Origin of the sequence: Haloarcula taiwanensis (assembly GCA_002844335.1) — an archaeon.
Lineage (GTDB): Archaea > Halobacteriota > Halobacteria > Halobacteriales > Haloarculaceae > Haloarcula > Haloarcula taiwanensis.
In genome coordinates this window covers 50,343-74,841 of record CP019155.1, presented here as the reverse complement: position 1 = coordinate 74,841, position 24,499 = coordinate 50,343, and the positions used below count along the sequence as shown (strand labels likewise).

General features: G+C 59.9%; 31 protein-coding genes and 1 pseudogene. 11 read left to right on the top strand and 21 right to left on the bottom strand.

Annotated features, from left to right (window positions below):
* Nucleotides 1-81 precede the first annotated feature (81 nt).
* Nucleotides 82-348, top strand: coding sequence for a hypothetical protein (locus BVU17_15490; protein ID AUG48997.1), 267 nt, complete (start codon nt 82-84; stop codon nt 346-348).
* Here BVU17_15490 and BVU17_15485 read toward each other — a convergent pair.
* From BVU17_15485 to BVU17_15455, 7 genes are all read right to left on the bottom strand, one after another.
* Nucleotides 336-548 (bottom strand): hypothetical protein, encoded by a 213-nt coding sequence (locus BVU17_15485; GenBank protein AUG48996.1) that lies wholly within the window; start codon nt 546-548, stop codon nt 336-338. The genes BVU17_15490 and BVU17_15485 overlap by 13 nt on opposite strands.
* A gap of 235 nt (nt 549-783) precedes the next feature.
* Complete coding sequence (locus BVU17_15480; protein AUG48995.1) at nt 784-1,668, bottom strand: hypothetical protein; 885 nt, start codon at nt 1,666-1,668, stop codon at nt 784-786.
* Between the two features lie 38 nt (nt 1,669-1,706).
* Nucleotides 1,707-2,543: an acyltransferase gene (locus BVU17_15475; protein AUG48994.1), complete on the bottom strand. Its 837-nt coding sequence runs from the start codon at nt 2,541-2,543 to the stop codon at nt 1,707-1,709.
* A 51-nt stretch (nt 2,544-2,594) separates the two neighbouring features.
* Entirely contained in the window at nt 2,595-3,185 is a 591-nt protein-coding gene (locus BVU17_15470; GenBank protein AUG48993.1) for a hypothetical protein, read from the bottom strand.
* 432 nt (nt 3,186-3,617) lie between these two features.
* Entirely contained in the window at nt 3,618-3,884 is a 267-nt protein-coding gene (locus BVU17_15465; protein ID AUG48992.1) for a hypothetical protein, read from the bottom strand.
* Between the two features lie 218 nt (nt 3,885-4,102).
* On the bottom strand, nt 4,103-4,390 hold the full coding sequence (locus BVU17_15460; protein ID AUG48991.1) for an amphi-Trp domain-containing protein: 288 nt from the start codon (nt 4,388-4,390) through the stop codon (nt 4,103-4,105).
* Between the two features lie 402 nt (nt 4,391-4,792).
* On the bottom strand, nt 4,793-5,821 hold the full coding sequence (locus BVU17_15455) for a permease (GenBank protein ID AUG48990.1): 1,029 nt from the start codon (nt 5,819-5,821) through the stop codon (nt 4,793-4,795).
* 543 nt (nt 5,822-6,364) lie between these two features.
* On the opposite strand from BVU17_15455, the gene BVU17_15450 reads away from it, so the two are divergent.
* Entirely contained in the window at nt 6,365-7,204 is an 840-nt protein-coding gene (locus tag BVU17_15450) for a universal stress protein (protein AUG48989.1), read from the top strand.
* A gap of 9 nt (nt 7,205-7,213) precedes the next feature.
* Here BVU17_15450 and BVU17_15445 read toward each other — a convergent pair whose 3' ends face one another.
* The 4 genes from BVU17_15445 to BVU17_15430 are packed head-to-tail and all read right to left on the bottom strand — an operon-like array spanning nt 7,214 to nt 10,578.
* Nucleotides 7,214-8,395: an anion permease gene (locus tag BVU17_15445; protein ID AUG48988.1), complete on the bottom strand. Its 1,182-nt coding sequence runs from the start codon at nt 8,393-8,395 to the stop codon at nt 7,214-7,216.
* Nucleotides 8,396-8,416: 21 nt separating this feature from the next.
* Nucleotides 8,417-8,887 carry a transporter protein gene (locus tag BVU17_15440; protein AUG48987.1) on the bottom strand — a complete coding sequence of 157 codons (471 nt, stop codon included), beginning with the start codon at nt 8,885-8,887 and terminating at the stop codon, nt 8,417-8,419.
* Complete coding sequence (locus BVU17_15435) at nt 8,887-9,378, bottom strand: transporter component (GenBank protein AUG48986.1); 492 nt, start codon at nt 9,376-9,378, stop codon at nt 8,887-8,889. The genes BVU17_15440 and BVU17_15435 overlap by 1 nt, the downstream gene beginning before the upstream one ends.
* Nucleotides 9,379-9,384: 6 nt before the next feature.
* On the bottom strand, nt 9,385-10,578 hold the full coding sequence (locus BVU17_15430) for an MBL fold metallo-hydrolase (protein AUG48985.1): 1,194 nt from the start codon (nt 10,576-10,578) through the stop codon (nt 9,385-9,387).
* A 249-nt stretch (nt 10,579-10,827) separates the two neighbouring features.
* Between BVU17_15430 and BVU17_15425 the strand changes: the two genes are divergently transcribed.
* From BVU17_15425 to BVU17_15415, 3 genes are read left to right on the top strand one after another with little or no spacing between them, the layout of a single operon-like run.
* On the top strand, nt 10,828-11,073 hold the full coding sequence (locus tag BVU17_15425; protein ID AUG48984.1) for a hypothetical protein: 246 nt from the start codon (nt 10,828-10,830) through the stop codon (nt 11,071-11,073).
* Between the two features lies 1 nt (nt 11,074).
* Nucleotides 11,075-11,647 carry a hypothetical protein gene (locus tag BVU17_15420; protein ID AUG48983.1) on the top strand — a complete coding sequence of 191 codons (573 nt, stop codon included), beginning with the start codon at nt 11,075-11,077 and terminating at the stop codon, nt 11,645-11,647.
* Between the two features lie 40 nt (nt 11,648-11,687).
* Complete coding sequence (locus BVU17_15415; GenBank protein ID AUG48982.1) at nt 11,688-12,398, top strand: hypothetical protein; 711 nt, start codon at nt 11,688-11,690, stop codon at nt 12,396-12,398.
* A gap of 9 nt (nt 12,399-12,407) precedes the next feature.
* Here BVU17_15415 and BVU17_15410 read toward each other — a convergent pair.
* Nucleotides 12,408-13,343, bottom strand: a pseudogene (locus BVU17_15410) (thioredoxin-disulfide reductase).
* 269 nt (nt 13,344-13,612) lie between these two features.
* On the opposite strand from BVU17_15410, the gene BVU17_15405 reads away from it, so the two are divergent.
* The 4 genes from BVU17_15405 to BVU17_15390 all read left to right on the top strand — a co-directional run bounded on the left by BVU17_15405 (nt 13,613) and on the right by BVU17_15390 (nt 15,934).
* Nucleotides 13,613-13,975: a hypothetical protein gene (locus BVU17_15405; protein ID AUG48981.1), complete on the top strand. Its 363-nt coding sequence runs from the start codon at nt 13,613-13,615 to the stop codon at nt 13,973-13,975.
* A gap of 164 nt (nt 13,976-14,139) precedes the next feature.
* Nucleotides 14,140-14,382, top strand: coding sequence for a SirA family protein (locus BVU17_15400; GenBank protein ID AUG48980.1), 243 nt, complete (start codon nt 14,140-14,142; stop codon nt 14,380-14,382).
* A complete protein-coding gene (locus BVU17_15395; protein ID AUG48979.1) occupies nt 14,379-15,524 on the top strand; it encodes a pyridine nucleotide-disulfide oxidoreductase in 1,146 nt (381 codons plus the stop codon). Before BVU17_15400 ends, BVU17_15395 begins: the two co-directional genes overlap by 4 nt.
* Nucleotides 15,525-15,535: 11 nt before the next feature.
* Complete coding sequence (locus BVU17_15390) at nt 15,536-15,934, top strand: hypothetical protein (protein AUG48978.1); 399 nt, start codon at nt 15,536-15,538, stop codon at nt 15,932-15,934.
* A gap of 106 nt (nt 15,935-16,040) precedes the next feature.
* On the opposite strand, the gene BVU17_15385 is transcribed toward BVU17_15390, so the two are convergent.
* The 8 genes from BVU17_15385 to BVU17_15350 form a co-directional block, all read right to left on the bottom strand.
* Nucleotides 16,041-16,265 (bottom strand): hypothetical protein, encoded by a 225-nt coding sequence (locus BVU17_15385; GenBank protein ID AUG48977.1) that lies wholly within the window; start codon nt 16,263-16,265, stop codon nt 16,041-16,043.
* A gap of 212 nt (nt 16,266-16,477) precedes the next feature.
* A complete protein-coding gene (locus BVU17_15380; protein ID AUG48976.1) occupies nt 16,478-16,888 on the bottom strand; it encodes a thioredoxin in 411 nt (136 codons plus the stop codon).
* Between the two features lie 299 nt (nt 16,889-17,187).
* The gene (locus tag BVU17_15375; protein ID AUG49359.1) at nt 17,188-18,879 is read right to left on the bottom strand and encodes a cytochrome C oxidase subunit I; all 1,692 of its coding nucleotides are present in this window, start codon (nt 18,877-18,879) and stop codon (nt 17,188-17,190) included.
* Nucleotides 18,880-18,937: 58 nt separating this feature from the next.
* On the bottom strand, nt 18,938-19,453 hold the full coding sequence (locus BVU17_15370) for a cytochrome C oxidase subunit II (protein ID AUG48975.1): 516 nt from the start codon (nt 19,451-19,453) through the stop codon (nt 18,938-18,940).
* A gap of 1 nt (nt 19,454) precedes the next feature.
* Entirely contained in the window at nt 19,455-19,625 is a 171-nt protein-coding gene (locus BVU17_15365; GenBank protein AUG48974.1) for a cytochrome oxidase, read from the bottom strand.
* A 481-nt stretch (nt 19,626-20,106) separates the two neighbouring features.
* Entirely contained in the window at nt 20,107-20,883 is a 777-nt protein-coding gene (locus BVU17_15360) for a hypothetical protein (GenBank protein AUG49358.1), read from the bottom strand.
* On the bottom strand, nt 20,883-21,080 hold the full coding sequence (locus BVU17_15355; protein ID AUG48973.1) for a hypothetical protein: 198 nt from the start codon (nt 21,078-21,080) through the stop codon (nt 20,883-20,885). The genes BVU17_15360 and BVU17_15355 overlap by 1 nt, the downstream gene beginning before the upstream one ends.
* Before the next feature lie 86 nt (nt 21,081-21,166).
* Nucleotides 21,167-22,042: a sulfurtransferase gene (locus tag BVU17_15350; protein ID AUG48972.1), complete on the bottom strand. Its 876-nt coding sequence runs from the start codon at nt 22,040-22,042 to the stop codon at nt 21,167-21,169.
* A 419-nt stretch (nt 22,043-22,461) separates the two neighbouring features.
* On the opposite strand from BVU17_15350, the gene BVU17_15345 reads away from it, so the two are divergent.
* Complete coding sequence (locus tag BVU17_15345) at nt 22,462-23,178, top strand: bacterio-opsin activator (protein ID AUG48971.1); 717 nt, start codon at nt 22,462-22,464, stop codon at nt 23,176-23,178.
* Between the two features lie 233 nt (nt 23,179-23,411).
* On the opposite strand, the gene BVU17_15340 is transcribed toward BVU17_15345, so the two are convergent.
* A complete protein-coding gene (locus tag BVU17_15340; protein ID AUG48970.1) occupies nt 23,412-23,717 on the bottom strand; it encodes a hypothetical protein in 306 nt (101 codons plus the stop codon).
* 286 nt (nt 23,718-24,003) lie between these two features.
* Here BVU17_15340 and BVU17_15335 point away from each other — a divergent pair, with 286 nt between their 5' ends.
* Nucleotides 24,004-24,498 (top strand): ubiD operon protein, encoded by a 495-nt coding sequence (locus BVU17_15335; protein ID AUG48969.1) that lies wholly within the window; start codon nt 24,004-24,006, stop codon nt 24,496-24,498.
* Nucleotide 24,499 lies beyond the last annotated feature (1 nt).

Sequence of the window (24,499 nt, the reverse complement as noted above, 5' to 3'; positions counted from 1 at the left end):
GGCGCAGCCAATAGATATGCCAGCTATCCACAGCGTGACTTTATGTGTCGCCTACAGCTACAGTCTGCCACTTGACGAACGATGAGTGCTGACCAATCGCTCGAAATTCTTGTCGTGGCCATTCTCTACATGTACATATTTGTGATGGTCATCGGACCGGCTCTTGAGTCGGTTACCGGCCTGCAAGCGCTCTCAGCGGACGGTGTGAGAGGCATTGAACGCACATGGGCGTTAGTCTCAAACCCACAGGGCTGGTTACTCTGTCTCGGCTACGTCCCCGTCCATTACACGTACCTGTTCGTCCGCGCACGACTCGCTGGTGAACCGATTGATGTCTACTGGGAGTAGTCCAGTGCTCGCAGAACGGTATACAGGTGAATACAATGGGACTCTGTGTTGTCTTGCAGTGGTGATTTCACGGCTGCGCTCGAAGCGCGGGAGAGTGCGATGCTGTCCAACACGATGTCGTGTCCAACCGAGACACCGACACCGGGAACCATATCATCCAGGGCATTCCCGAACCACGCCCCCTCTATGACTACCACCATCCCGGTTAACCCTGAGCGAGCGCACGGCATCGACACCACCGGTGCCGATTCGGCGATGAGCAGTAACCGCCGCGGTCACTGGTTGACCTTGCAACGCACCCGGAGGACTGAGAAGGTCAAATGGCCGTCTACCGGCGGTGTACTTGTCCCAAATACCGCTCACGTCATGCGTGAGTGTCCGAGTGATCGCCTCCACGGAAAGACAGGGTGAGCAATTTCATGGGAGGTTGTGAATTCATCGACGCTCTTGCTCCCACTCACGGAGGTGCGGGTTCTCCGGTGTGAACCAGCCTGCAAGCCCGTCCGCATCGGTTCGGATGCCGACGGCCCGCCGTGACCAGTCGACCACGGCTTTCCCCGCTGAGAAAACGACCACAGGAGCGAAAACCGATAGATCGAGTCCGGACGCACCACCCGCAGCGTCAGGAATAACGAGCCCACCGAAAACCAGATCGAGTATGAGTCCGAGCACCAACAGGCCGATAATAGTCACAGGAACCACGACAATCGCCAGCATAATATAAAAGGCAACGACCCGCTGTGCCGCCTCAACTGTCATATATGCCGACCAGTCTTCGTACGTCCTCGGTACGAAATACTCCCGTCGGAGTTCAGCGAGTTGCGACGTACAGACTAGCAGTGATCCGAGTATGACAGTCGGTGACCGAAGGGCAGTCACCGGATTCGACAGGGTGTTAGTTAGATAGCCCCACAGTATGGCGAGAAACAGCACGACGGCCAGCGACCGTCCGACAACAGGGAAGTTCCGCCGATACATCGGGGGGAGGCGCGACTCGACTGCATCCGGAAACACGCTTTTGAGCCTGTCCATCGGTTCGGGCTCGCCGCTCCAGTTGTCCTCGTTGATCTCCTCGCGTCTCCCGTAGCCAACGATATAGAATTCGCGGTCTTTTAGGACGACTGGCTGTTTCGCGAACAGTGCTGCCACGCTGTAGGCAGCCACCATTACGACGACCTCGATCCAGTAGAGGACCAGTATTTCGGCTGCACGCCATCCCAGAACCACGACTCCTGCTACCGGAAGTGAATTCGAGACAAGAACAAGAGTCAGTGTGAGCCACTGCCGGTCAGCAGGTGGCTGGAGGGCCGCTGAAGACATCCAGAAGGGGTGTCAGTGCGGCTGAGATAATTGTGTTTCTATTTTGACGGTCTCGTCCACCATCGAAGCAAGTAGACGATTGCGGACATCCAGAATGCAGCAAGGAAGACATACATCGCATCGCCTTGCGGGTATATGGACTGTGTGAACTCCAGTGAAACTGCATAGCCGATAGCAGCGACAAGGATAGGAATGCCGACGTGTGCGAGAAGGTATGGCTGCTGAGTGGTCTCTCGGAGCCAATCTCCCCGGCTATGAAGATACATTGCGACCCCTGTTAGCGGGGTCAAAACCAGTATCAGTCCGACAAGTCCGAAAGCAGAAAGAATCGACACGAGATCAGTTGTTGAAGCAAAGAAAACGGCCCAGATGACGAGTGGTGACAGGACGACATACCCGAATATAACAAGCGGCCATCCTCCGGGGAGATCGATACGTGATTCGAGCTGCTCAACGAGAGCTAACGAAAACGGATACCGCCATGCTGTCCCGAAGATGGCTTTTACCATCGCAATGAGTCCGACGGCGAATGTCCAAACCGTGACACCGAACCAAAGGGCAAAAAGTCCGGAGATAGCGATACCGGCAATCGTCGACACGGACGACGGAAGAACAGAAACATCGGTGATGCCCTGTCCAGTAAGTTCGGCATAAGTGAGGAAAGAGCCGAGCGTGATGGCTGTTATCAGCAACACGGTGAGGTGCCAGTCAAGTGCATTACGGGCGTTTCGCTTTGTGAATTCGTCAGTGGCGAGGAGGTACAGGAGTCCAGCTCCGACGACACCGGTTGGAATCGCGAAGAAATGGATGAGGATTCCACTGAGTGAGCGGTCATCGAGCAGTTTGGGTCCGGGCGTGGGTGGTGTGGAGGACATGGGTTGCGTGGCAGGCTTTGAACTGTGGTACTGATCTCTGATTCACTTTGCTTAGGTCGACGGCAGGACGTTCAGTGGGCCGTATCTGTCACGAACCCACCGAACAGTCCGTTCGGTGACGAGCAACAGTATGCTCACGAATACTAGATCAAACGCGGTGCCCCAGAGAACGATGTCACTTTGGGTCCCGCGCACGTCAGTCCCAGCGACCGTGAGGACGCCACCGAGTGCGAACATGACAAGGCTCAACTGGAACCCAGCGAGCACAAGTGTGCGGATTCCGGCCGTGTCCGAGAAGGTAAGGAATCCGCGAGTGGAGAGCCGATCCAGCGGGGTGTTTGCGTTCAGCGCATGTTTGCCCTCGGGCGATACCGGCCAGTCCGACTCTGGATGGTTGATGTAGTACAGGCTGATCGAGTCAGGATACGTCTCAGTTGCGACAACGTCGATCTCCTGTAGTTCCTGAAGCCGGTTCCGAACCGTGGCCCGACTAACCTCAGGCTTGATGCGCGCATGCAGCTGACGGATCGAAAAGAACGGTCGATCGGACGCAAGCATCGTCTCGACGACGTGTTCCTGTGTGAGTGTGTTGTCGAGGTTCCGGTCAATCCGTTCATCGATCCAGGTTGGAATCGCGGACACGGTACCGTCGGATAGTTGACGGGGATAATTAAAATCAGACGAGGATTTCATCCCCTTGAACTGCAATTTGACGGCCGTGAAACGGAGAGCGCCTATCTTCAGTAGCTGAGAAACCACCATACGACACCGAGTTGGGATGCAGCCTCTGAAAAAACAAACTGACGGAGGTTCGGAGCCGCGGACTCCCAACAGGATGTGGAACCACGAATAGTGAGCGCTCTCAACGGGAGCGGCTGTGTTGAGACGACTACCAAAGCCGAGAGCAGTTCGTGCTGGTCTGGATCGCCAACAAAGCGACGAAACGGTTCCCCCCTGTCGATGACACACCTTTCGCGTTGGAGACAGACCGACATCCTCCCCGCGCTAAAGCACGGGGCTTTCTCCTCGACTCTCGGTAATCGTAGACTTCGAGTATTGCTTCAGGAATCGGCCTTAGAGTTCGTACTCGATTGCCCAGTGGTGGAGGTGCGCAAACACGGGAAACAGCGATTCCGCCTTTTCAGTCGGTGTGTACTCCACGCGGGGCGGAACTTCGTTGTAGGCTTCACGGTCGAGTAACCCTGCTTCGTTCAACTCTTTCAGCCGCGTCGAGAGCGTGTTCGGCGCGACATCGAGGTTGGTCTCAAGATCGCTAAACCGGAGCGGCTCCTCGGCGAACGCGAACGCGCTAAGAACCGCCAGTGTGTGGGCCTTCCCGATGAGGTATACTTTCCGCGATGAACGACCACGGCGTCACGCGACTCGTGACGTTGATTGGTGCAGGTGTCCGCGAGGACGGTGAATCCGTCACCCATATCAACTGCATCGTTTACTCACTACTCTCTGTCGTATCGAGACTGCAAGATGTGAGCGATAGGTAGGCTGAATGTGACCAGCAGCTTGAACATACTTGACAGTATTTCGGTGTGTGCGGGATGTTACTCGATTTCCAACTGACTACTTCCGCCGCCGTCCTCAGCATCGCTCTCGTCCCACTCGAGTTCGAACTCGACACTCAGCTCGGTCATGTTACCTGCCGGCCCTTCACGTTCAGCTTTGACTTCGAAGGTCGGTCGAGCAGGGGGAGACAGTGTTACGGTCTCAGAGCCTGCTTTCAGAGTGATATCAGCCCCGCTGTCGAGATTGTCCGCGACTGTCCGGAGGTACGATGCAATCTCTTCTCGACTCTGGTCACGTTCCGATTTGAACAGCACTTCTTCTGGCATACGGGAAGTAGTACACAGGCTGTCCAAATAAACCCGCCCTCCAGACGACTACATCACGAACAGGCTTCGGTCTCTTCTCTCGAAAAAATCTTGTTCTATTCCCAGCGCGGGACAGTTATCGTATCGCTGGGTGTACTAAATCCGATATGCAAACGATGACAGACCACCATTCTGTGGACGTAGCATCGTTCGAAGCGAGCGATGATCACATCGCCACTCTCGAAGAGTGGAGAAACAGGCGGTAGATCGGTCTGTTTTCCATAACGGTTCAGCGCCGATAAAGTATGTCAGCAATCCAGTCTTCGAGGAATGGATTAGCTGGTGGCTATATCCGGAATTATTACTTTGTTGATGTTTGCCTCGAACAGCACTGTACCGATTAACGGGCTGTCGATAATATGTTCACACGGTCGATGACGACTGACTCTCTTCCCGGAGCGCAGTGATGCTGCTGTAGACGACAGCACCGCTGACCAGCAGTGCGGAACCAAGGATGAGCGCCAGACTGACCGTATTCAGGGCGTCGATACTGTAGACGTTGCCGATTTCACGGACTGCGACGGCGAGAGCCCCACCGAGCAACATGAGCCCGAAGTACACCTTGATCTCATCCTCGTCGACGATGCTCGTCGCAGCGGACCCTACGCGGGCCCCAAAGGCGCTTCCCGCCAGCAGTGGGAGCACGATACCGAGGTCGACACCGCCGTCCAGCGCGTACAGGAAGCTCCCGAGTCCGCCGGAGAAGACAATCTCGAAGAGGTCAGTCCCGACAGCGATGGGGACGGGAACTCCGATGAGATAGAACAGCGCGGGCATACGGATGAATCCGCCGCCGACACCGAGGAAGCCCGAAAGCAAGCCGGTGACGAACGCGACACCAAGTATCATCCAGAGGGAGACGCTGACGCCGCCACGGAGCGATATCATCGGCGGGATGCGGTACGATTGAATCGTTTTAGCTATCTCCGGGATGTCGTCGGCGTCGATGTCGCCCGCCGCGGCATCGTGGTCAATCCCCTCGCCGCTATCGCCACCTCGAAGTGCCTCGTAGGTGACGAACGCGCCGATACCGCCCAGGAGGACGACGTACGTGACGCTGATGATACTGCCAGCCAGCCCGAGCGCCTCCAGATGGAGGACAATCTCTTTCCCGGCTTCGATGCCGGCAGTCGTCCCGGCGATCATCAGCACTCCCAGTTTGTAATCGACCTGTCCCATGTCTCTGTGCTTCAGTGTGGCAATGACCGATGTACCGAACACAAACGCGAGCCCACTTCCGACGGCGACTCGGGTGGGATACCCCATCACTAGGAGCGCCGGGGTGACAAGGAACGATCCACCCATCCCGAAGAAGCCAAAGAGAACGCCGATGAGCAGGCCGAACCCGACAAACAACACCACCATCGCCAGGCTGAGTCCAAGTATCTCCATCGGTCACTCCCCTCGCAACCGCTCGACGACACGCTGTCCGAATACCTCTTCCACTGCTCCGTACCCGACGTAGAGGATGGCCGCCTCCAGGAGTACCGCGCCGATGAGCATCGCCGCGTCGATGCCGCCTGCGCCCATCGATGTGAAGGCCGCGAGGTCTACCATGGAAGTTCGCCTCCGAAGTTGTGCTGTCGTGCATATATCATACTTTTCTACTCGACCTATCCTAGACGAAGGGTACTGATAACGGTTTTGGGACTGGCGGACAATATTATTGACAAGTATCACACCGCTATCCCACGGGGATATCTGTATACGTTATGTGGATATTGACCACGTCCGGCCCCGCTTCAAAAGCCTATATTTTGCCCGTAATAAAGTTGAGCGCGCTCCTCCGTTGCGTTGCTCGAAGTGCAGACCAGTGCGGCGTAGTTCCCGAAACCGACCGGATGTCAGGTGAGACTGCAGCCCTGATTCCCAACACGCACTCAGATGTATTGTGCAATCAAAACAATATTAGCAACCGGTCGCGTATCGTCAAGTATGAGAGCCATCTATGCGACAGACCTCTCGGCGGCGAGTGAAGCGGCGATACAGAACGAGACGTGTCTCGAGTGCCTCGGACGCATCGGTGTCGATACGATCCACCTTGTCACCGTCATCCCATCGAACGTCCACGCAGGGATGCCGGGGATGAACTTCAGCAAGCGGCGCGAGCAAGGACTCACGCGGTACCAGAACGTGATGGAAGACGCTGGGTTCGAGACCGAGACCCACGTCGTGCGTGGGACACCCCATCGCCGTATCAATGGTATCGCAGAGGCAGAGAAAGCCGACATGACAATAATCGGGTCCAGAGGGCAGAGTCCACTGGACAACCGCGTCATCGGCTCCACGGCCCGGAACCTCGCGCGAACCACGGTGGTGCCGCTGCTGGTCAACCGCATCGAACGCAGTACCGACGAGCCGGACGTACTCAGGGAGCACCTGTTCCAGCGGGTGCTCTATGCAACTGACTTCTCCGAGAACGCGGCGCGTGCCTTTGACGCGTTTCAGTATCTCCGTCACGCGACGCAGGAAGCGACGCTCGTCCACGTCGAATCACCGAAAGATCCGCCAACCGAAGAAGAGCCGTCCGAGCGTCTTGACTCACTCGCGGACACACTGGCGCAGTGGGACATCGAAACGACCGTCGAGATCCGCCGTGGCGACCCCGCCGAGGCGATTCTCGATGTCGAAGCGTCCGTGACGCCAACGACGACGCTCGTCGGCTCTCGTGGCCGGAGCCGGATGCGTCGGCTCTTGCTCGGTAGCGTCTCCGAAGATATTGTCGCGCGGGCGAACGGAAACGTCTACCTCGTCCCGCCCCCGCGAACCGCCTGAAACCGGCGTTCAAAACGCATTCATTGCGGTCATAGACCCGAAGCCGACGGCCAGCGCAAGCGTGAACGACCCGGCCCACGCACCCACGGTGACCAGAATCTTCCGTGGGTCAACCGCCTCGCTGCCGCCGACTGCGGCACCGCTTCCGATGATCGCACTGACGATAATCTCGTTGAACGACACCGGCACACCGAGGAAGACGGCGAGTTGCGCGATGAGGAACGAGGGGATGAGCGCGGCGATAGAGCGCCGTGGGCCCAGCGAAGAATAGTCCTGTGCGAGCGATTTTATCATCCGTGGTGCACCGGTCCACGATCCGACCAGAATTCCGAGGCCGCCCCCCAGCAGGACGGCCGCTGGCGAGAGTACACCGACATCGTCCAGCAGTGGGAGCAACGGACCGACCGCCAGACCGACCTGACTCCCCCCGGCTGAAAAGGCGACCAGTGACCCGAGCGCCAGCAGGACGCGTCTGAGTCCGCCCGCCTCGTCGTGGCGGATGTCTCGGTACACCGCGGCCCACACCACGGCGGCAACAGTGCCGGAGAGGGCGACTGTTGCCACGACGCCGTCGATGTCGAGCAGTCGCGGGCCGAGGCTCGTCAGCGAGCCGGGACCGCCGTCGGGCCCGAGAAACGCGAACTCGACGTTGGCCAGTACGACGCCGACCAGCGCCGCGAGCGTTGGAATCGTGGCCGACTCCGGGACATCAGGCCGCGGCAGCACACTCGCGATGGCGTAGGCGAACCCGCCGCCGACAACCGGTGTCAGGACCCAGACGGCACCGATTTGCTGGTACTTCCCCCAGACAGGGGTGCCACCGAGAGCCATCCCGACACCGATGATTGCGCCGGTCACAGTAAACGCCGTTGCAATGGGGTAGCCGGTGTAGATGCCGACGGCCATCAGCCCAGCGCCGGCCAGCAGCGCAACGATGACCCCCGTAGCGGGGAGGGTGACGCCGCCGACGAGGCCGCGTCCGACCGCTTCAGAGACGTTCGCCCCTTGTGTCACCGCACCCGCGAGCCCGAAGATGCCGACGACAAACGCCGCCCGCATCGTCGAGATGGCGTTGGCACCGACAGCGGGCGCGAAGGGTGTTGCGCCGCTGGAGCCGGCTCCGATGACCCACGACATGAACAGGCTCGCGAGACCGGCAATCAAGAAGAGCGCGAGAAGCTGGAGTTCCATTCTAAAACCCGTAGGTGAAAGTCAGTCCGCTCCCGTGGGTGACGGGTCGACGCCATCGGTCGCCCGGCTTCGCCACCAGCCCTGCAGGTACGCACCGATAAACATCCCCGCGAGCGCCCACAGGATGGTCACGTTGCCGATGCCGAGGCTGGCGTATGCGGCACCCGGACAGATTCCGGAGAGCCCCCAGCCGACGCCGAATATTGCGCCACCGATAAGCACGTTCCGGTCGAAAGACTTCAGCCGCCGTTCGAACGGGTCGCCGGTCAGCGGTGCCCGGTCCAGCACGCGCGGCATGACGAAGAACACGATTCCCGTCACGGCCGCGCCACCGAACATCACGAACAACAGACCGAAGTCCTCGAACTGGAGGAAGTTCAGCACAACCTCGGGGCGGGCCATGTGGCTGTAGCCGAGGCCGAAGCCGAAGATGAGCCCGCCGACCAGCACGAGCGGGATGAACAACGGGTGTCGGTCCGTCGATGTCGCCATTACGGCGTCACCCCCAGCGCGGCGACCACCTGTGCAGTCAGTATCGCGACCAGCAGGAAGGCGAGGACGCCCGCCAGTGACGTTTTCGAGGCCGACCCCACGCCACAGACGCCGTGGCCCGAAGTGCAGCCTTTCCCGACGCGGGTTCCGACACCGACGAAGAGCCCACCAAGCAACAGCCGCCACCAGGCGACATCTGTCGTCCACGCGCCGCCCTGATAGACGACCGCGTACACGGCCGCGCCGAGGATGATGCCGAGCGTGAACACGAGTCGCCAGTCCCGAGAGGCGACGTACTGCTGGAAGCGCGACTGACTGGAGACGTACGACAGCGTCGATTCGAGGAACGTGCTTGCGCCGGCGCTGATGCCGGTGCCCACGTAAATAACCGCCGCGCCGAGACCAACGAAGAGGCCGCCGATGGCGTACCGGCTGATACCGTTGGGGAACAGCTCGGCGGCCAGTTGCAGCGGGACAGGATCAGCTACCATCGACGGTTAGTCACCCGCGAGCGATTCCTGGCTCGCCGCGCAGTTGTTCGGTCCGAGTTCTAGCGTGAACGCCTCCTCGTCGTCGACGGTGTTCTGCCCGAGGTTTGTTGCGATGATGTCCTCGTAGTTCGCCGGTCGCGGTGGCATGTCGGCCAGAATCGTCTCGACGAAGTCGTCCTCGTCCATACTGAGTGCGTCCATCTCTTCGACGAGCTGGCCGATGGGTGCGGTGTAGGAGCCGTCGGAGGCCGGCTCGGCCGCGTCGCTGAAGTGCGCGCCACCGATGAGCGTATCATCAGGCAGTGTCAGCACGCGCTCCTGCAGTGACTCATAGAGCATTCGGGCCGCGTCGGGCGCACCCTCGTCGCCCTCTTCGAGGTCCGGCCGGGCGACACTCTCGATGAAGAGCCCGTCACCGGTGGCGAGCAGGCTCTCGTCGATGAGATACGAAGTCATCCCGGTCGTGTGGCCGGGCGTCGCGACAGTCTCGATGGTGACGTTGCCGACCTCGAAGGTGTCGCCGTCCTCGGAAGTCGTCAGGTCGTCGGCGTAGGTGACCCCGCGGTCCACAGCAGCTGCGGGGATGACGCCTTCAACACCCGCCGCATCGAGTTCCCGGACCCCCGAAATGTGGTCTGCGTGGATGTGCGTGTCGAGCGCATACTTCAGGTCGACGCCCAGCTCGTCAGCATCGTCGAAGTATCGGTCGGCAAAGGCCCGCAGCGGGTCGATGACGGCGGCTTCGCCGCCGTCGTAGACCAGATACCCGAGACAGCCAGAGGACGGGCGCTGGTACTGCAACAGTGTGCCAGCCCCGTCGTAGTCGGTGACTTCGACGGTCTCGTAGATGCGCGCCCAGCCGTTCATTCCGTCTTCGAGGTGGTGCACGTCGTAGCCGCGTTCCGCAAGCGTGCCAGCGACGTACTCGCTGGCCCCGCCTTTCGCACAGAGAACCGTGACCTCGCGGTCATCCGGAACGTCCGCGATGATGTCCGCATCCAGCTCGTCTTCCAGGAAGTGGAAGTACGGAACGTTGATGGATTCGACGTTTTCTCCGTCGATGTGCCACTCCTCGTAGTCCCCAGACATACGCGCGTCGAGGATTGTGACCGACTCTCCGTCGTCGATGCGCGATTTCAGCGTCTCAGGCGTGACCGATTCGACGTCTGCGTCCGGCGTCGGGAAGTCTTCAGCGTTCATGTAGTACACTCATTGCTACAGGGTTGAGGCATAAAAGGGTTTGTATAGAAATCCCCAATTTACACAATACTAATAGAGCAATAACTCGGAGATGTATAGAAAATAATGGTCTGGGGCCGCACAGATTGGTTTTTCGCATCGTTCGGCTAATACTTGTCGTGCCAGAATTGTGCAATAATCGAAAACACTTTAACTGTCGAACTGATATTGTGCAGTAGCTCCAATACAGTAGATGGAGTCCTTCCAACAATGAGTGAAGCATTCGATATCGCGGAGACGCTCGACGTGAAAGGTGCATCGTGCCCAATGCCGGTCGTCAAGACGAAACAGGCGATAGACGACCTTGCAGAGGGCTCAGTACTGGAGGTCATCGCGACCGACAGCGGCAGTATGAGTGACATCAAAGGATGGGCCGACGGAACGAACGGCGTGGCGCTGCTCGAACAGGTCGACGAGGGCGACGTGTACAAACACTACGTCGAGAAGACGGCCTAAAATGAGCACGGACACACCATCGGCGGGTGACGACGATTCGATGACCGAGGCGGAGCTACAGGCTCGCATCGAAGAACTCGAAGAGACCGTCGCCGACCTGGAAGCCGACGACGAGCAAAAGAAGATGACCATCATCGCGACGCAGGGGACCTTCGATATGGCGTATCCGCCCCTTATCCTTGCCAGCACCGCGGCCGCGTTCGGCTGGGACGTCGTCGTGTTCCACACGTTCTGGGGACTGGATATCCTCCACGAGGAGAAATCCGGGGACCTCCAGCTGTCGGCTGTCGGTAACCCGAACATGCCGATGCCGAACGCGCTCGCGGCGTTGCCTGGCATGGACCGCATGGCGACGCGGATGATGGAAAAGCGCATCGACGACAACGGGACGGCGACGATCGACGAACTCATCGAGCTGTCGCTGGACCAGGGCGTCGAACTGCAGGCGTGTCAGATGACTATCGAGCTGATGGACTACGACGAGGACGACTTCCACGATGACGTCACTGTCGGCGTCGGCGCGGCCACCGCGCTCCAGCACATGGCCGAGTCCGACATCCAACTGCTCGTCTGAGCGACGAAAGCCACTGAGCGGCTTCTGACGGACCCTACTAATGAACCAGACACTCGCAATCGTTGATGCATCAGTCGGTGAGACACCCGCAGAACGAAACCTGACCCGGTCGCTCAACGCCGACACGGCGGTGTACAAAATCAGCGATGGTCATCTCCCACCGGTGCCCGCGGGCGGCGACTGGCGGTACGACGGCGTAGTCATCAGCGGGTCACAGACATCGGTGTACGACGACCGCGGCTGGATTCACGACCTCACGTCGTGGGTCCGGGCTGTACACCGCGCGGACGTCCCGGCTCTGGGGATCTGCTGGGGCCACCAGTTCCTCGCTCAGTCTCTCGGCGGGCGCGTGGTCGACATGGGCGAACACGAACTCGGTTACCGAACAGTCAATCGTCGAGGCGAGGACCCGTTGTTTGCAGACATGTCGTCGTCGTTCACCGCGTTCCAGACACACTCCGACCGGGTCGCCGAACTGCCTGCGGGCGCGGTGGAACTGGCACGAAACGAGTACGGCATACAGGCGTTTCGACTCGGCACGCGCTACGGCGTCCAGTTCCACCCCGAGTACGACCGCGAGACAGCCGAGTGGGTCATCGGCAACAAGGACCTCACCGACGACCGGCGAGCGGCAGTTACGTCAACGATTACCGATGAGTCGGTCGCGGCCGCTCAGGAGGCGAGGACGGTGTTCGAGAACTTCCTCGGACTGGTCGCCACCCACCAGCGGCGGTCGGGTCGGTTCGACTGACTCGGTACGTCAGAATTCCGCCGTCAGTGCCGTCGCGTCGCCGATCTTCTTGTAGTCGACGTAATCGGCCCCACGAAAATCCTCAAGCAGGTCCATCGCTGCCCGAGCGCCCTCTCCGACTGACGTGGAAATTTGTTGCTGACCACCGGTCACGTCGCTGGCCGCGTATACTCGGTCGGCTGCCGTCGACTGGTCGGGTTCGGTCTTGATCTCCCCACCCTCGACCGTGATACCGAGCGTCTCCGCGATGTCGGTGCCACCAGCAGTGCCCAGCGCGACGAGCAGGCCATCGACGGCGATTCGCTCGCCTGCCCCGGTGCGGATAGCTTCCAGTCCATCGGTACCGACCAGCCTGTCGAGTCGGTCAGTGCGGACCGAGATATCGGCCTCCTCGATCCGGGCTTGCAGTTCGGAGTTGGCCTCAAACGGAGAGCCGTTAGTCAGCAACCGGACATCGTCGGTGTAGTCCAGCAACATCAGCGCCTCCTTTGCAGCGTAGTTCCCAGTGCCGACCACGGCGACAGGGCTATTCTGGTAGAAAAACGCGTCACACTCGACACAGTAGGAGACGCCATTCCCTTCGTACGCTTCCACGTCAGCGATAGCGGGTCGTTCATAGTCGGCGCCGGTTGCCAGTATCACGCCCTCCACCTCGTACGCATCGACGGTGGTTTCGACGCGGTAGCTGTCGCCGGCACGCCCGACGTGGACGACTTCCTCCTCGACGATCTCCGCGCCGAACTTCGTCGCGTGCTCGCGCCCGAGTTCGACCAGTTCCGGACCGGTCACGCCGTCGGGAAAGCCGTAGACGTTCTCCATCGTATCGACGTCCCGGGTCGTCCCACCACCACTGTCGAAGACGAGTGTCCGCCGGTCGGCCCGTGCCGTTTAGATGGCTGCGCTCAATCCGCTCGGTCCGCCACCGATAATCGCGACACCAGCCATGTGTATTTGTTACAATACTCCGAATGCACTTAGGCCCTGCGACGGTGGGCCGGTACTGCTGGCCGTTTAGACCCGTTACGGTCCGGTACTCACCGGGAATCTAGTTGTCTGCTGTCCCGGCCGGGCCTGATCACGCCGCCGCTACAGCTCAAGAGCAGCGGCGGACCCGCTTCCCAGTAACGGAGCATCGTCCGCCTGTCCAGTGCTGGGATGGTCCGTTGTCGTGTGCCAACCACAGGTATATGCTGGTTTCGCGTGTCGGTTCTGACATGACAGACACACGGTCGCAGTCGGCCGGTGGACGAGTCGCCTCGCTGGCTGCACTCGAACGAGCAGTCGTCGTTCTCGTAGTTATTACTGCGATAACGCACATCTACCCTGGCATCGTGGAGGGCGCACCGCCGCTTGTGCTCGCCGGCCTGGGCTTTCTCGGCGGCGCGATGCTGTACGTCCGCGGTATCCGCAGGCGCACGCTTGTCATCGCGGCGATACCGTACACAGCCGTCCAGATACCGCTGTGGCTGGTGATAAAAGCAGGCAACTACACGCTCGTCGGCTACGTTGATAAGGCCGTTCAGGTGGTACTGCTCGTGGCGCTGCTGGTCCTCGTCTTCACTCAGTACCGCGACTGACATCCTCCCCGCTCCGAAGGTTGATGCTTTCGTCCCGAACTTTTCATAAACTGGTGTGTGCTCGCCCGGGCGTATTTGTGCATGGTCAAGCGGTGCTTTCCCATAGTCTTGGAATCACCATACATTATTAAAAGCATAGCTTGCCTACGTACAGACGAGAAGGTATGACCACCAAGCAAACTGAGGCTGACACGACCGTCGACGCTCGGGGCGCGACCTGTCCGGGTCCGCTGATGGACCTCATCTCGGAGATTCGGGCCGTTGACACCGACACCGTTATCGCCCTGTTGAGCGACGCCGAGAAGTCGCCGACAGAGGTTCAGGAGTGGGCCGACGAGTCCGGCAACGAAGTCCTCGACATTGCCGATGAAGGCGACCACTACAGGATTCACGTGAAGAAACTATGACCGAACACATCGCAATCGTCGGCGGCGGCACCGGTGGTACCGTACTGGCGAACACCCTCGCGGAGAAACTCGACGCAGAGCTAGCCGCCGGCGAGGTCGAAATCACGCTGTTCAACGACAGTGAAGACCACGTCTACAAACCGGTGTGGCTCTACGTCGCGTTCGGACAGCGCGAACCCGCGGACGGCCGGCGGCCTCTTCGAGAGGTCGTCGACGACCGCGTTACCATCCGGCAGGACTACGTCGTCGATGTGGACTACGAGCGAAAAGAACTCGAACTTGTTGACGCCATCGACCCCGCGCCGTACGACAAACTCGTCGTCGCGACGGGGGCACAGCTCGAACCGGAGCGGGTTCCGGGCCTCGCTGAAGCCGGGCACCACTTCTACGGGGAGGAGGGTGCGCAAGCTCTCCGTGACGAACTCTTGGAAATGGACGGCGGCCACATCGTCCTGAGCGTTGTCGGGACGCCACATATGTGTCCGGCCGCGCCGCTTGAGTTCACGTTCATGGTCGACGACTGGCTCCGAGAACGCGGCCGTCGAGAGGCGTTCAATATCACGTACACCTACCCCATCATGCGGGTCCACGGGAACGAACACATCGCGGAATGGGCCGACCCACGCCTCCGGGAGCGCGACATCGGCATCGAGACGATGTTCAACGCCGAGGCGGTCGATCCCGAGGCACAGACGATCACGTCGATGGAAGGGACAGAGCTGGACTATGACCTCCTCGTCGCTATCCCGCCACACACCGGTAGCGATTTCGTTGAGTCGGCTGGGCTCGGCGAGGGAGGGTGGGTGGATGTCGACAAGCACACGCTCGAGGCGACCGGCTTCGACGACGTGTACGCAATCGGCGATGCCGCCCAGACCGGGGTCCCAAAGGCCGGGAGCGCGGCGCACTATCAGGCTAATGTCGTCGCTCAACGGCTTGCAAGCGATCTTCGAGGCCAGCCAGCGACGGCGGTCTACGGCGGTAAGACCATCTGCTTCATCGAGACCGGGATGGACGACGCCACGTTCGTCGAGTTCGACTACGAACGCCCGCCGGAACCGAGTGAGCCGACCCGGGCCATGCACTGGTCGAAGCTTGCCTACAACGAGTCGTACTGGCTCACAGCGCGGGGGCTGCTCTGAGGTGACCACTTATGAGTGAACAACAACCATCAGCCGACGACTTGACCGAGGAACTGACCACCGCCATCGAAGAGAACCCTGAGGCGTTCGCCACGTTCGTCCGCAACCTGGATACTGTCAACGAAATGGTCGAAGTAGCCGAACTCGGGACTGCTGCGATGGACGACGAGATGATCACATCCCTCGCCGGGACCGGGGCCTCGCTTGGTGAACTTGCGGATACGGCCGCCAGCGACGACACACGGGGCGCGCTACAGACCGTCCTCGGCGCACTCGGCGACGCGAACTCCAGCGGACCAGTTGACCTGCACGACGTCTGGGATGGGATTCGAAGCGGCGAGTTTCTCACCGGCGTCCGATACTTGCTCGCGGTCGTTCGGTCTCTCGGACGCGCCGCGCAAAACCAGTGAAAGCGGATTTTTTGTCGTCACGCGCGCGAACAAGCGGAAACCGGCTCCCATCTACCTTCTGAAGAATCAGTTGTCGGTTACTGTGAAACCGGTAGGTCCAGACTGTTCACCGTGTGTCGACAGAACAGGTGTCGATACCCAAGAGTCCGTACAGCCCGCAAAAGCCGGTGACCCCAGTGGCGAGCAGCAACACCGAGGCAAACCCGAGCACAGGCGCGAGTATCGCCGGCAGCGGAACGGCGGTGGCGAGGATACCGAGCGATAGCAACCCTGCGAGGGCACCGATGAGAATTCTGGCAGTCTTGTCTGTCGAACCGACGTTGCGCTCCATGCTACACACTAGATCCTCCGAGGATAATAGCGTTTCGATTGTGCAATATAAACAATAGCGGCCCCCGAACTCACGGGTACCAGCGTTCACCAGCCATACTGTCTCACCGCCGAACCGATTTCGGTCTCTTGCTGGCGATTGCGGCGTGGACCTATCAGCCCACGCGATGTGGTTCCACTGCGATATCGAACGCGGATAACACGGCCGAAGAATCAGGCGTAGCTCTCGATCAGCGAGCGGAGCCGTGGCTCCTGTTGCATTCCCACCATGCGCTCGACCGGCTCCCCATCGGTGAACAGCAACAGCGTTGGCACGCTACGGACGCCGTATTTTGCTGCTAACTGCTGGTTTGCGTCGATATCGACTTTCGCCACGGTCGCGACAGTGTCAGCGGCGATGCGTCCGACGACGGGTTCGAGTTGCTTGCACGGTCCACACCAGTCAGCGTAGAAGTCTACGAGGACGACCCCATCACCGATGGTGTCCTGTAGTTCTCCCGCGCCGTGGACGTGGACGGGGTCGGCCGGCGACTCGTTGTTCCGGTTCTCAGCGGCGGTCCCTCGCTCTCCGTTTCGGAGTTCTTCGAGCTTCTTCTGTCGAATTTCTGCTAGCTCGTCGGCCATCACCGTCCAGTATGTGCTCGGTGCGTTTATTTGTTTTGCAGTTTTCATACAATACTATCTCCTGTGGCGGGCGGCCCGCCCCCTCCAAGCCGGTCACGACACACTTGCTTATCAGGACAGCGTCTTGCTGAGGAGTCATGTCTCTGGGCGCTGCCCTGAATCTCACGCCGCCCATGGCCCCGAGCGTCGTGCCAGCGTCATCAAGACCGCACTGCTCAGATCGCGGTGGCCCTCATTTCCCGGTTCCCTCTGTCGCTCAGTCCACAACGAGACGAAGCAGTCTGTAACTTGACCCGTGTTCAGACCGGGAACGGCGGTGCCGCGGGATTCAGCGCGCCGTCAGCCACCATCGAGTAGATAGGGAATCCGTAAGCGATGACAACGAGCACGACAGCGATGACGAACCAGAGCTTGACGTTGTCGAGGACCCGCGGACTGTCGGACGGCCCGGAGATAGGTTCGGGGAGGTGGCTGTCGACGCGCAACCGACCGCGACCCCGCTCAGCCAGCCAGGTCCCGACCATCACGAGGACGAACATGAGCGCCCCGAGCGTCAGTAGCGTCCCGCCAATAGCAATCTGGAGACGCATCTCCGCCATTGACCCCAGTACCGGCGCAAAGTCGAACTGCTGGTACTGGGGTTCTGCGGTCCGCCGGGGGACACCGGCGAGTCCCGCGCGGTGCATCGCGTTCGACATCAGCCCCATCCCGATGAACCAGATGTAGGGCTGGACCTGCGCGATGCCGTAGAACTGGAGCCGTTTCCCGGTAATCTGCGGGTAGAGCCAGTAGCTTATCGCCATCATCGTCAGGGCGCTGGCCGTCCCGACGGTGAGGTGGAAGTGGCCGGGAACCCACAGTGTGTTGTGGATGAGGGAGTTGATGTTCATTCCGGCGTTGATAATGCCGGAAAAGCCGCCGGCGGCGAACATCATGCCTGCGAGCGCACAGCCGGCAAAGGCCGGCTTCCCCCACGGAAGCGCCCTCAGCCAGCCCAGATAGCCGGTCCCGCCACGCTGGCGAGCGCCGTACTCCATGCTCGCGACGACGGTGAACGCGGTGAGGAAGCTCGGCAGCAACAGGAACATCGTGTTGGTCATGGCGATAAATTTGAATCCTTCCGGCACGCCGGGGTCAGCATACTGGTGGTGGAAGCCGACCGGCGTCGAGAGGATAAGAAAGAGGATGAACACAACGCGTGCGAGCGGGTCACTGAACAGCCGTCCGCCGGAGAGCTTCGGGAGGACGGTGTACCACGCGAAGTACGCCGGCATCAGCCAGAAGTAGACGACAGGGTGGCCGAAAAACCAGAACAGCGTCCGGGTCAACAGCGGGTCCACGCTCTCAATGAGGCCAAGTGAGAGCGGGAGGAGGAAGAACAACACTTCGACGGCGACGCCGAGCGTGGCAATGTACCACATTAGCATCGTCGTCACGATCATGAACATCTGGAGTGGAATACGCTCACCGGGGTTGTCTTGCCGCCAGTGGTAGTAGGTACGTATCCAGTCGGCCCCGGCAAGCCACGTCCCGACAAGCCAGGCTGCCAACCCAGCATAAAACAGCGGATGGGCTTGCAGCGGCGCGTAGAACGTGTACAATACGTCCGCAGAAAACGGGATTTGGCCGACCAGCCCGCCGAAGATGGCTGTTGCTGTCATCACCGCACCGGAGAACATGAGCAGGAACCACGCCAGAGAAAACCGCGGCGAGGGGAGCTCCCTGCCGAGGCTTCGGCTCGTGCCCCACGTGAAGATGCCTGTCAGGAAGAAGATGGTGAAAAACAGCGCGAGCAAGACGCCGTGGCCTGTCAACACGGAGTAGTAATCGGCAGAACTGATCACGCCCCGGAAGACATTTGTTCGGTGGAGGGCCTGGACGATACCTAGGAGCGCACCGATTGTCAGTGCGGTAAACGAAACCCCCATCGAGAGACGAGTGATGCGCGCAGCGCTGGGGAACTTGTCGACAAAGGCGAGGCGGTCCGACAGTTGTGCCGTGTCGCTTTCGTAGGCTTGTGGCTGTTCTGACTTGTGTGGGTGTGCCATCTCAGTTCACCTCGGTCTGAGTAAACTGCGCGGCCGGAACGACGTGCAACGAGCCTTCCATCGTGTGATGGCCGCTCCCGCAGTACTCGTTGCAGACGAGTCCGTACTCGTCCGGTTCATCGAATTCGACAGTGACCGTCGCTACCTGTCCAGGGACGGCCATCGTGTTGATGTTCGTGCCGACGACCTCGAAGCCGTGGATCACGTCCGTGCTTGTCACGTGGAACGTGACGGTGCTGTTAGCCGGGACACGGACTGGCTCGCTTGTCCCGGGGACGAACAGGAACTGCTTCGCTTCGATATACACGTCGTAGTGGCCCGGTTCACTGCCGTTGTACACACCTGGCTCTCGGAAGTTCTCGCTGGCCGTCGCATCTGTGGGGTCGACCTGGCCGCCAGTGTCATCGACCATCCCGTAGCCAGCGCCGACAGCGCCGTATGTCACAGTGCCAATGAACAGGACAATCATCGCGAGCGCGGCCACCAGCCACAGCCGTTCGAATCTGTGGACGTGCATTTTATCCCACCACCGACGGCCCGTTCCCGAGAAATTCGACGAAGTACATGAACAGCCACATCAGCGAGATGACCACGAAGTACAGCACGAGCAGTAGTCCGGTCCCGACCGGGTCGAACGCGTCGTGGTCGACCGACTCCGTCTCGCGTTGTGGGACTTCGGACTCGAACATCTGTCCACTGTGTGGAGTGGCGACTCGTTCAGTGGTGGTCGTCGCGGGAGAAAACGACGGCTCCGGTCTATCTCGCCAACTCAGTAGATATACCGCACCGATACTGAGTCCAGTAAGCCCCAGTGCCACTACCGTGACGACGAGCCCGGACCCGCTACCCCCGCTCGCGGTGCCAGCGCCTGCTTCCTGTGCACTTGCAGCGCCGACGGACACGAGTGCAGCCACTGACGACGCCGCTCGGAAGACCACTCTACGGATGCGTCGACAGCTATGCAGTCGGTCGCGGCCGGCTTGCGGCCTCACGGTGCCTGATCGGTCCTCTGTAGTACCCATACTGTTTCGTCTTCTGCGACCCGATGGAATTGTAACCTCCCTTGTCGCAGGACAAGTCCGCAACACCTGACGGCTCCCCTCGACGCTGGGCTATCGTCGGAACGACGGTGCTAGTGCACTGATCGCGGCGATCAACTCCTTCGGCGGGTTAGCCCAGTGGCTGGTAGATGGGAACCGATGGATGTGGAACCGTCAGACCGAAAATCATCAGTCCATGCGACAGCGGAAGATACCCCAGAACGAGGAACACTACTCCGAGCGCGCGATGCAGTCGGGACTGAAACCGCGGTGAAACCGAGTTGAACGCGACACCGTACCCGAACACTGCAGGGACGGTTCCGAGTCCAAGCACGGACAGTGCAAGCGCGCCATAGGCCGGTGACCCGATAGCGAATGCGTACAGAAACGCCGGATAAAGGAGCGGGCACGGGAGAATACCGTGCACCGCACCTAGCGCGATGATACGCGGACCGCCGACCCACTGGTCGACGTGCTTGTGTAATCGCGTGCTAAAACGCCACAGCAGTGACCCAGACCCGACCCCAGCAATAGCGCTCGTCGCCGTCCCTGTCCGGAGGTACAGCCCCCCGGTCACCATGATGAATCCCCCAACAGCGATTCCGGCGACTGCCCGAAAGCTATCTGCCAGCGCAACGACGGCTGCCGTGTCATAGACGATGGTTCCGAGCAGCCCCATGAGCGCGCCGAGAAGCGCGTAGCTCACCGTTCGTCCGAAGTTGAACAGGAGGTGCTGGCGGATCTCTGCCCAGGCGACCGGGCCGTCGTCGCCTAACCGGTCGGCGTACAGGGTAACGAGCGGTCCACACATTCCCAGGCAGTGTGCACCGCCGAGGAGCCCAATCAAGGCGAAGACTACGAGGCCGATATCGCCGCTCACCACCCCTGTGCCGTGGCCACCGGTCATCATCGCCGTCGGCTCACCGCACGCTTGATAGTGGTGATATCATCCGCGCCGAACATGACCCGAACGGCGACGACGATGAGGGCCGTATTGATGACTGCCAGGAACGCAACTGGTTCGAGTGCGACTACGAACGCGACTACGAACGGAATTGCGAACAGTCCGATGAGGGGCAACCGCGAGACAGGTATCGAAAGCATACCAGGCAGTCCCACCTTCCGTGAGTTAGTCTTCCGTTTGGCCTGTGACAACTCCGGGTAGCAACAGGGGGTAAAGCGCACTCTCGCTACGTCCGGTCAGTTGTCACGGGAACAGCAACGAGGTTCCCCCACTCAGTCCACGCCCCGTCGTAGTTTCTGACCGAGGAATAACCAAGAAGTTCAGACAGCACAAACCACGTTAACGACGATCGTTCGCCGATCCGGCAGTAGACAATTATGTCGCGGTCGCTGTCGATATCATACTCGCAGTAGAGCCGACGGAGTGCTTCGAGAGATTTGAATCGACCGTCAGAGCGGAGATTCTCGGACCAGACGATGTTCACTGCGCCGGGAATATGCCCGCCTCGCTGCGCGGATTCCGTCATCCCCGGCGGTGCGAGGATAGTCCCGTCGTACTCTTCGGGAAGCCGGACATCGACAAGCGCGGTCGGCTTGGACAGTGCTCGGTGCACGTCGTGTCGATACGCTCTCACATGCTCGTACGGGCCACCCGGCCGATACGACCGTGGCGTGTACGACGGGACGCTCTCGCTCGTCGGTCGCCCCGACTCAAGCCAGTGTCTCCGGCCCCCATCGAGGAGATAGATGTCTTCGTGGCCGTAGTAGGTGAGCATCCAGTACAGGTGCGCCGCAAACCAGTTCGAGCTGTCTCCGTAGAGAACAAGCGTCGATTGGTCCGTGATGCCACGTGTGCCAAGGAGGTCTGCGAGCGCCGCTTTCGATGGGATATCGCGTCGCGTTTCGTGCTGGAGGTGTCGTCGCCAGTCGATCGAAACCGCACCGGGGATGTGCGCTTCAGCATAGAAATCGGTGTTAAGGTCGACTTCGACGAGTCGCAGGTCCGGCGAATCAGACGCGACAGTCTCGAGCCGATGCTCAAGCCATTCTGGCGTGACCAGCGCGTTCTTGATCCGCTGTGGCTGATTCCGGTGGGCACTCATTGTCCAGTTCGGTCGGTCGTAGTGCTGTCGTGTCTGCTGATACTTAAAATAAATACATAGTTCTACGTTCGCCGACTGACAACTGTGCGAAAATTCCAGTGGCCGGCGAGACGGTTTCAGACCGGAACCGACAGATACCGCTACCAAGCTGCGGCGAACGTTAGCAGATCGATACCGATTATAAAGAGGATTATCAACAGCGCTATCGCAATAACAACTTTGACGAACCACGGAAGGGAGTCATCAGCGGCAGTGTTGCTCATATAGCTGTGTTGTGTCCCTGAACGCCTGTATCTTGTCTTGTCCTGCGACAAGCGCGCGAGGGGATGCTGTCAGCAGAGACGCGATCTGGTTGCCGCTCAAAAAACGAACAACCAGAACCGAAATTGACTGTACTGTCCACACGCAAAACAGAACAGATGCGGGAGTTTGTCTTCGAGATCCGGTACAACGACGGCGTCGACGAGCTAATGGATCTGTTCATCGAGACACCGGAAGCCCGTTCGACGACGTTCCTCTGTTCGATGGGGAACGCGCAACTCTGGCGGCTGGACCGAATAACGGGCCCCACTTCTGTCGTGGAAGACGCGACGGCGCTGTTGACGGGGTCGGCGTACAATCAACTGAGTATCAGTGACCGCCCCTGCGGCGGCCGCCACTACAGTGACGTGCTCGAAAACGGCTCCCAGCGCAGTCTCGTCTACAGCTACTTCGAGGATCTCGTCCACTGCGACTCGGTGCCAACGATCACGAACCGGTATATCAACGGCGCACTCCTCTTCGAGATAACCCGGCAGGAGAACACCGAGCGCTGGCGCATCCTCATGGAGGACGATAAGAAAGTCGGGATGCTGTACGATACACTGAGGGGCGTCCTTCAGGACGGACTCTCTTTTCACTTCGACCACGTAGGCGACGCGGCCGGCCCGTTGCTTACCCTGTTTGACTCAGTTTCTGTTCGGCCGGAACAGAGCCGGGTGCTCGAACTGGCTGCCGAGAAGGGCTACTACGAGACGCCACGCGAGACGACCCTCGACGATATCGCGGCGGAACTCGATTGGCCGCGCTCGACGGTCTCGTACAGGCTGCGTCAGGCCGAGGCGGCACTCGTCGAAGCGTACATCTCGACGATGTGACGGCGTGAGTGATACGCCGGTGCCGCTTCTATTCCGACCTGCATACCGCGAGGTAGCTTGGCGATATTTATGTTCGCCGGACAGTTCGGGCACGCACAGACCAACTTCCACTACGCACACTCCTGTCGTCTGACCCAGACGGCCTCGTATTCCTTTACCGATTCTCACACGCAAGCGCCGAGGACTTCGAGTCCAGCGTTGAGCATATACGAGACGACCCTGTCGGGAGCCAGCTAACCGCTGTCGACGCGAACCGGCTCTACCGCGGCGGCACCGAGTACCAAGGCCCGGTCATCAACCTCTTTCAGACGGAGGCCGCCGCAAAGCAACTGTACCCCGGCCAGTTCGGTGCGTGGAATGGTCTCGGAGATCCCGTATCCGAAGCGGAGCGCCTGTTCAATTACCAGCGCGTTGCGGATGTTATCAACGATCAGATCTGTGACGAGTGCTCGTCCTGTGTCGGGACCCGAGCCGCTTCCCGAGACAGCGATACTAGGAGCAGCATCTCTGTGCGCTTGTTTCCGACGGACTGTGTTCACTCTCGGTCTGTCGGGTCTTCTACGCTAGCCATCATGTAATCGACGATGACTCTGATAGTTCTCTGTCTAACAGCGGAACCGGTGGGGTGGCTAACAGCGGAACCAGTGGGGTGGGGGTGTGGAGCAATTCCACCTGCAGATGTTGGGACCACGCTTTACTATCTCACTTTACTCAGATCGTGACCGGGGCATGTGAACCGGGACAACAATGGCTCCACGACGGTAGATATTTGCCACTGGGACAAGAGGTTGCTAAGAACATCAACAATCCAACTGAGGGCAGGTAATGTCGAGCCACTACATCACGTCAGCGGACCATCTTCCAGAGGAAGAACAGACCGAAACCACACTGCAGATTACGGATGCCCAGACGAAACGCATTTTCGAAGCGCGCGTTCGGATTGCCAGGGACCCTGCTGAACTCACTGACCCGGACCCTCTAACAATCGTCGCCGGACCACACGAGAGTGTCAGTGAGACCAGATACGTCGAATTGCTCGACGAGACTGACGAGACCGGTATTGATCACGAGCTAGTCGCTCATCTGGCGGCTGAACAGGAGACGGCGTCGAATATCCTCAATACTCGCTCTGACGACCTGAAAGTACTCTTGCAGTATCTCGTCGAGACCGGCGAGTACGAGTCAACGTCCGATGCGCTTCGGGAAATCGCGTTCGACCACCTCGCCACGGAACGACCGGCACTCCTTGACGCTTACGCGGAAGTCCGTCGCGAATTTGATGACGACCCACTCAGGCGGGTCCTCGAAGAACAGGAGTGAT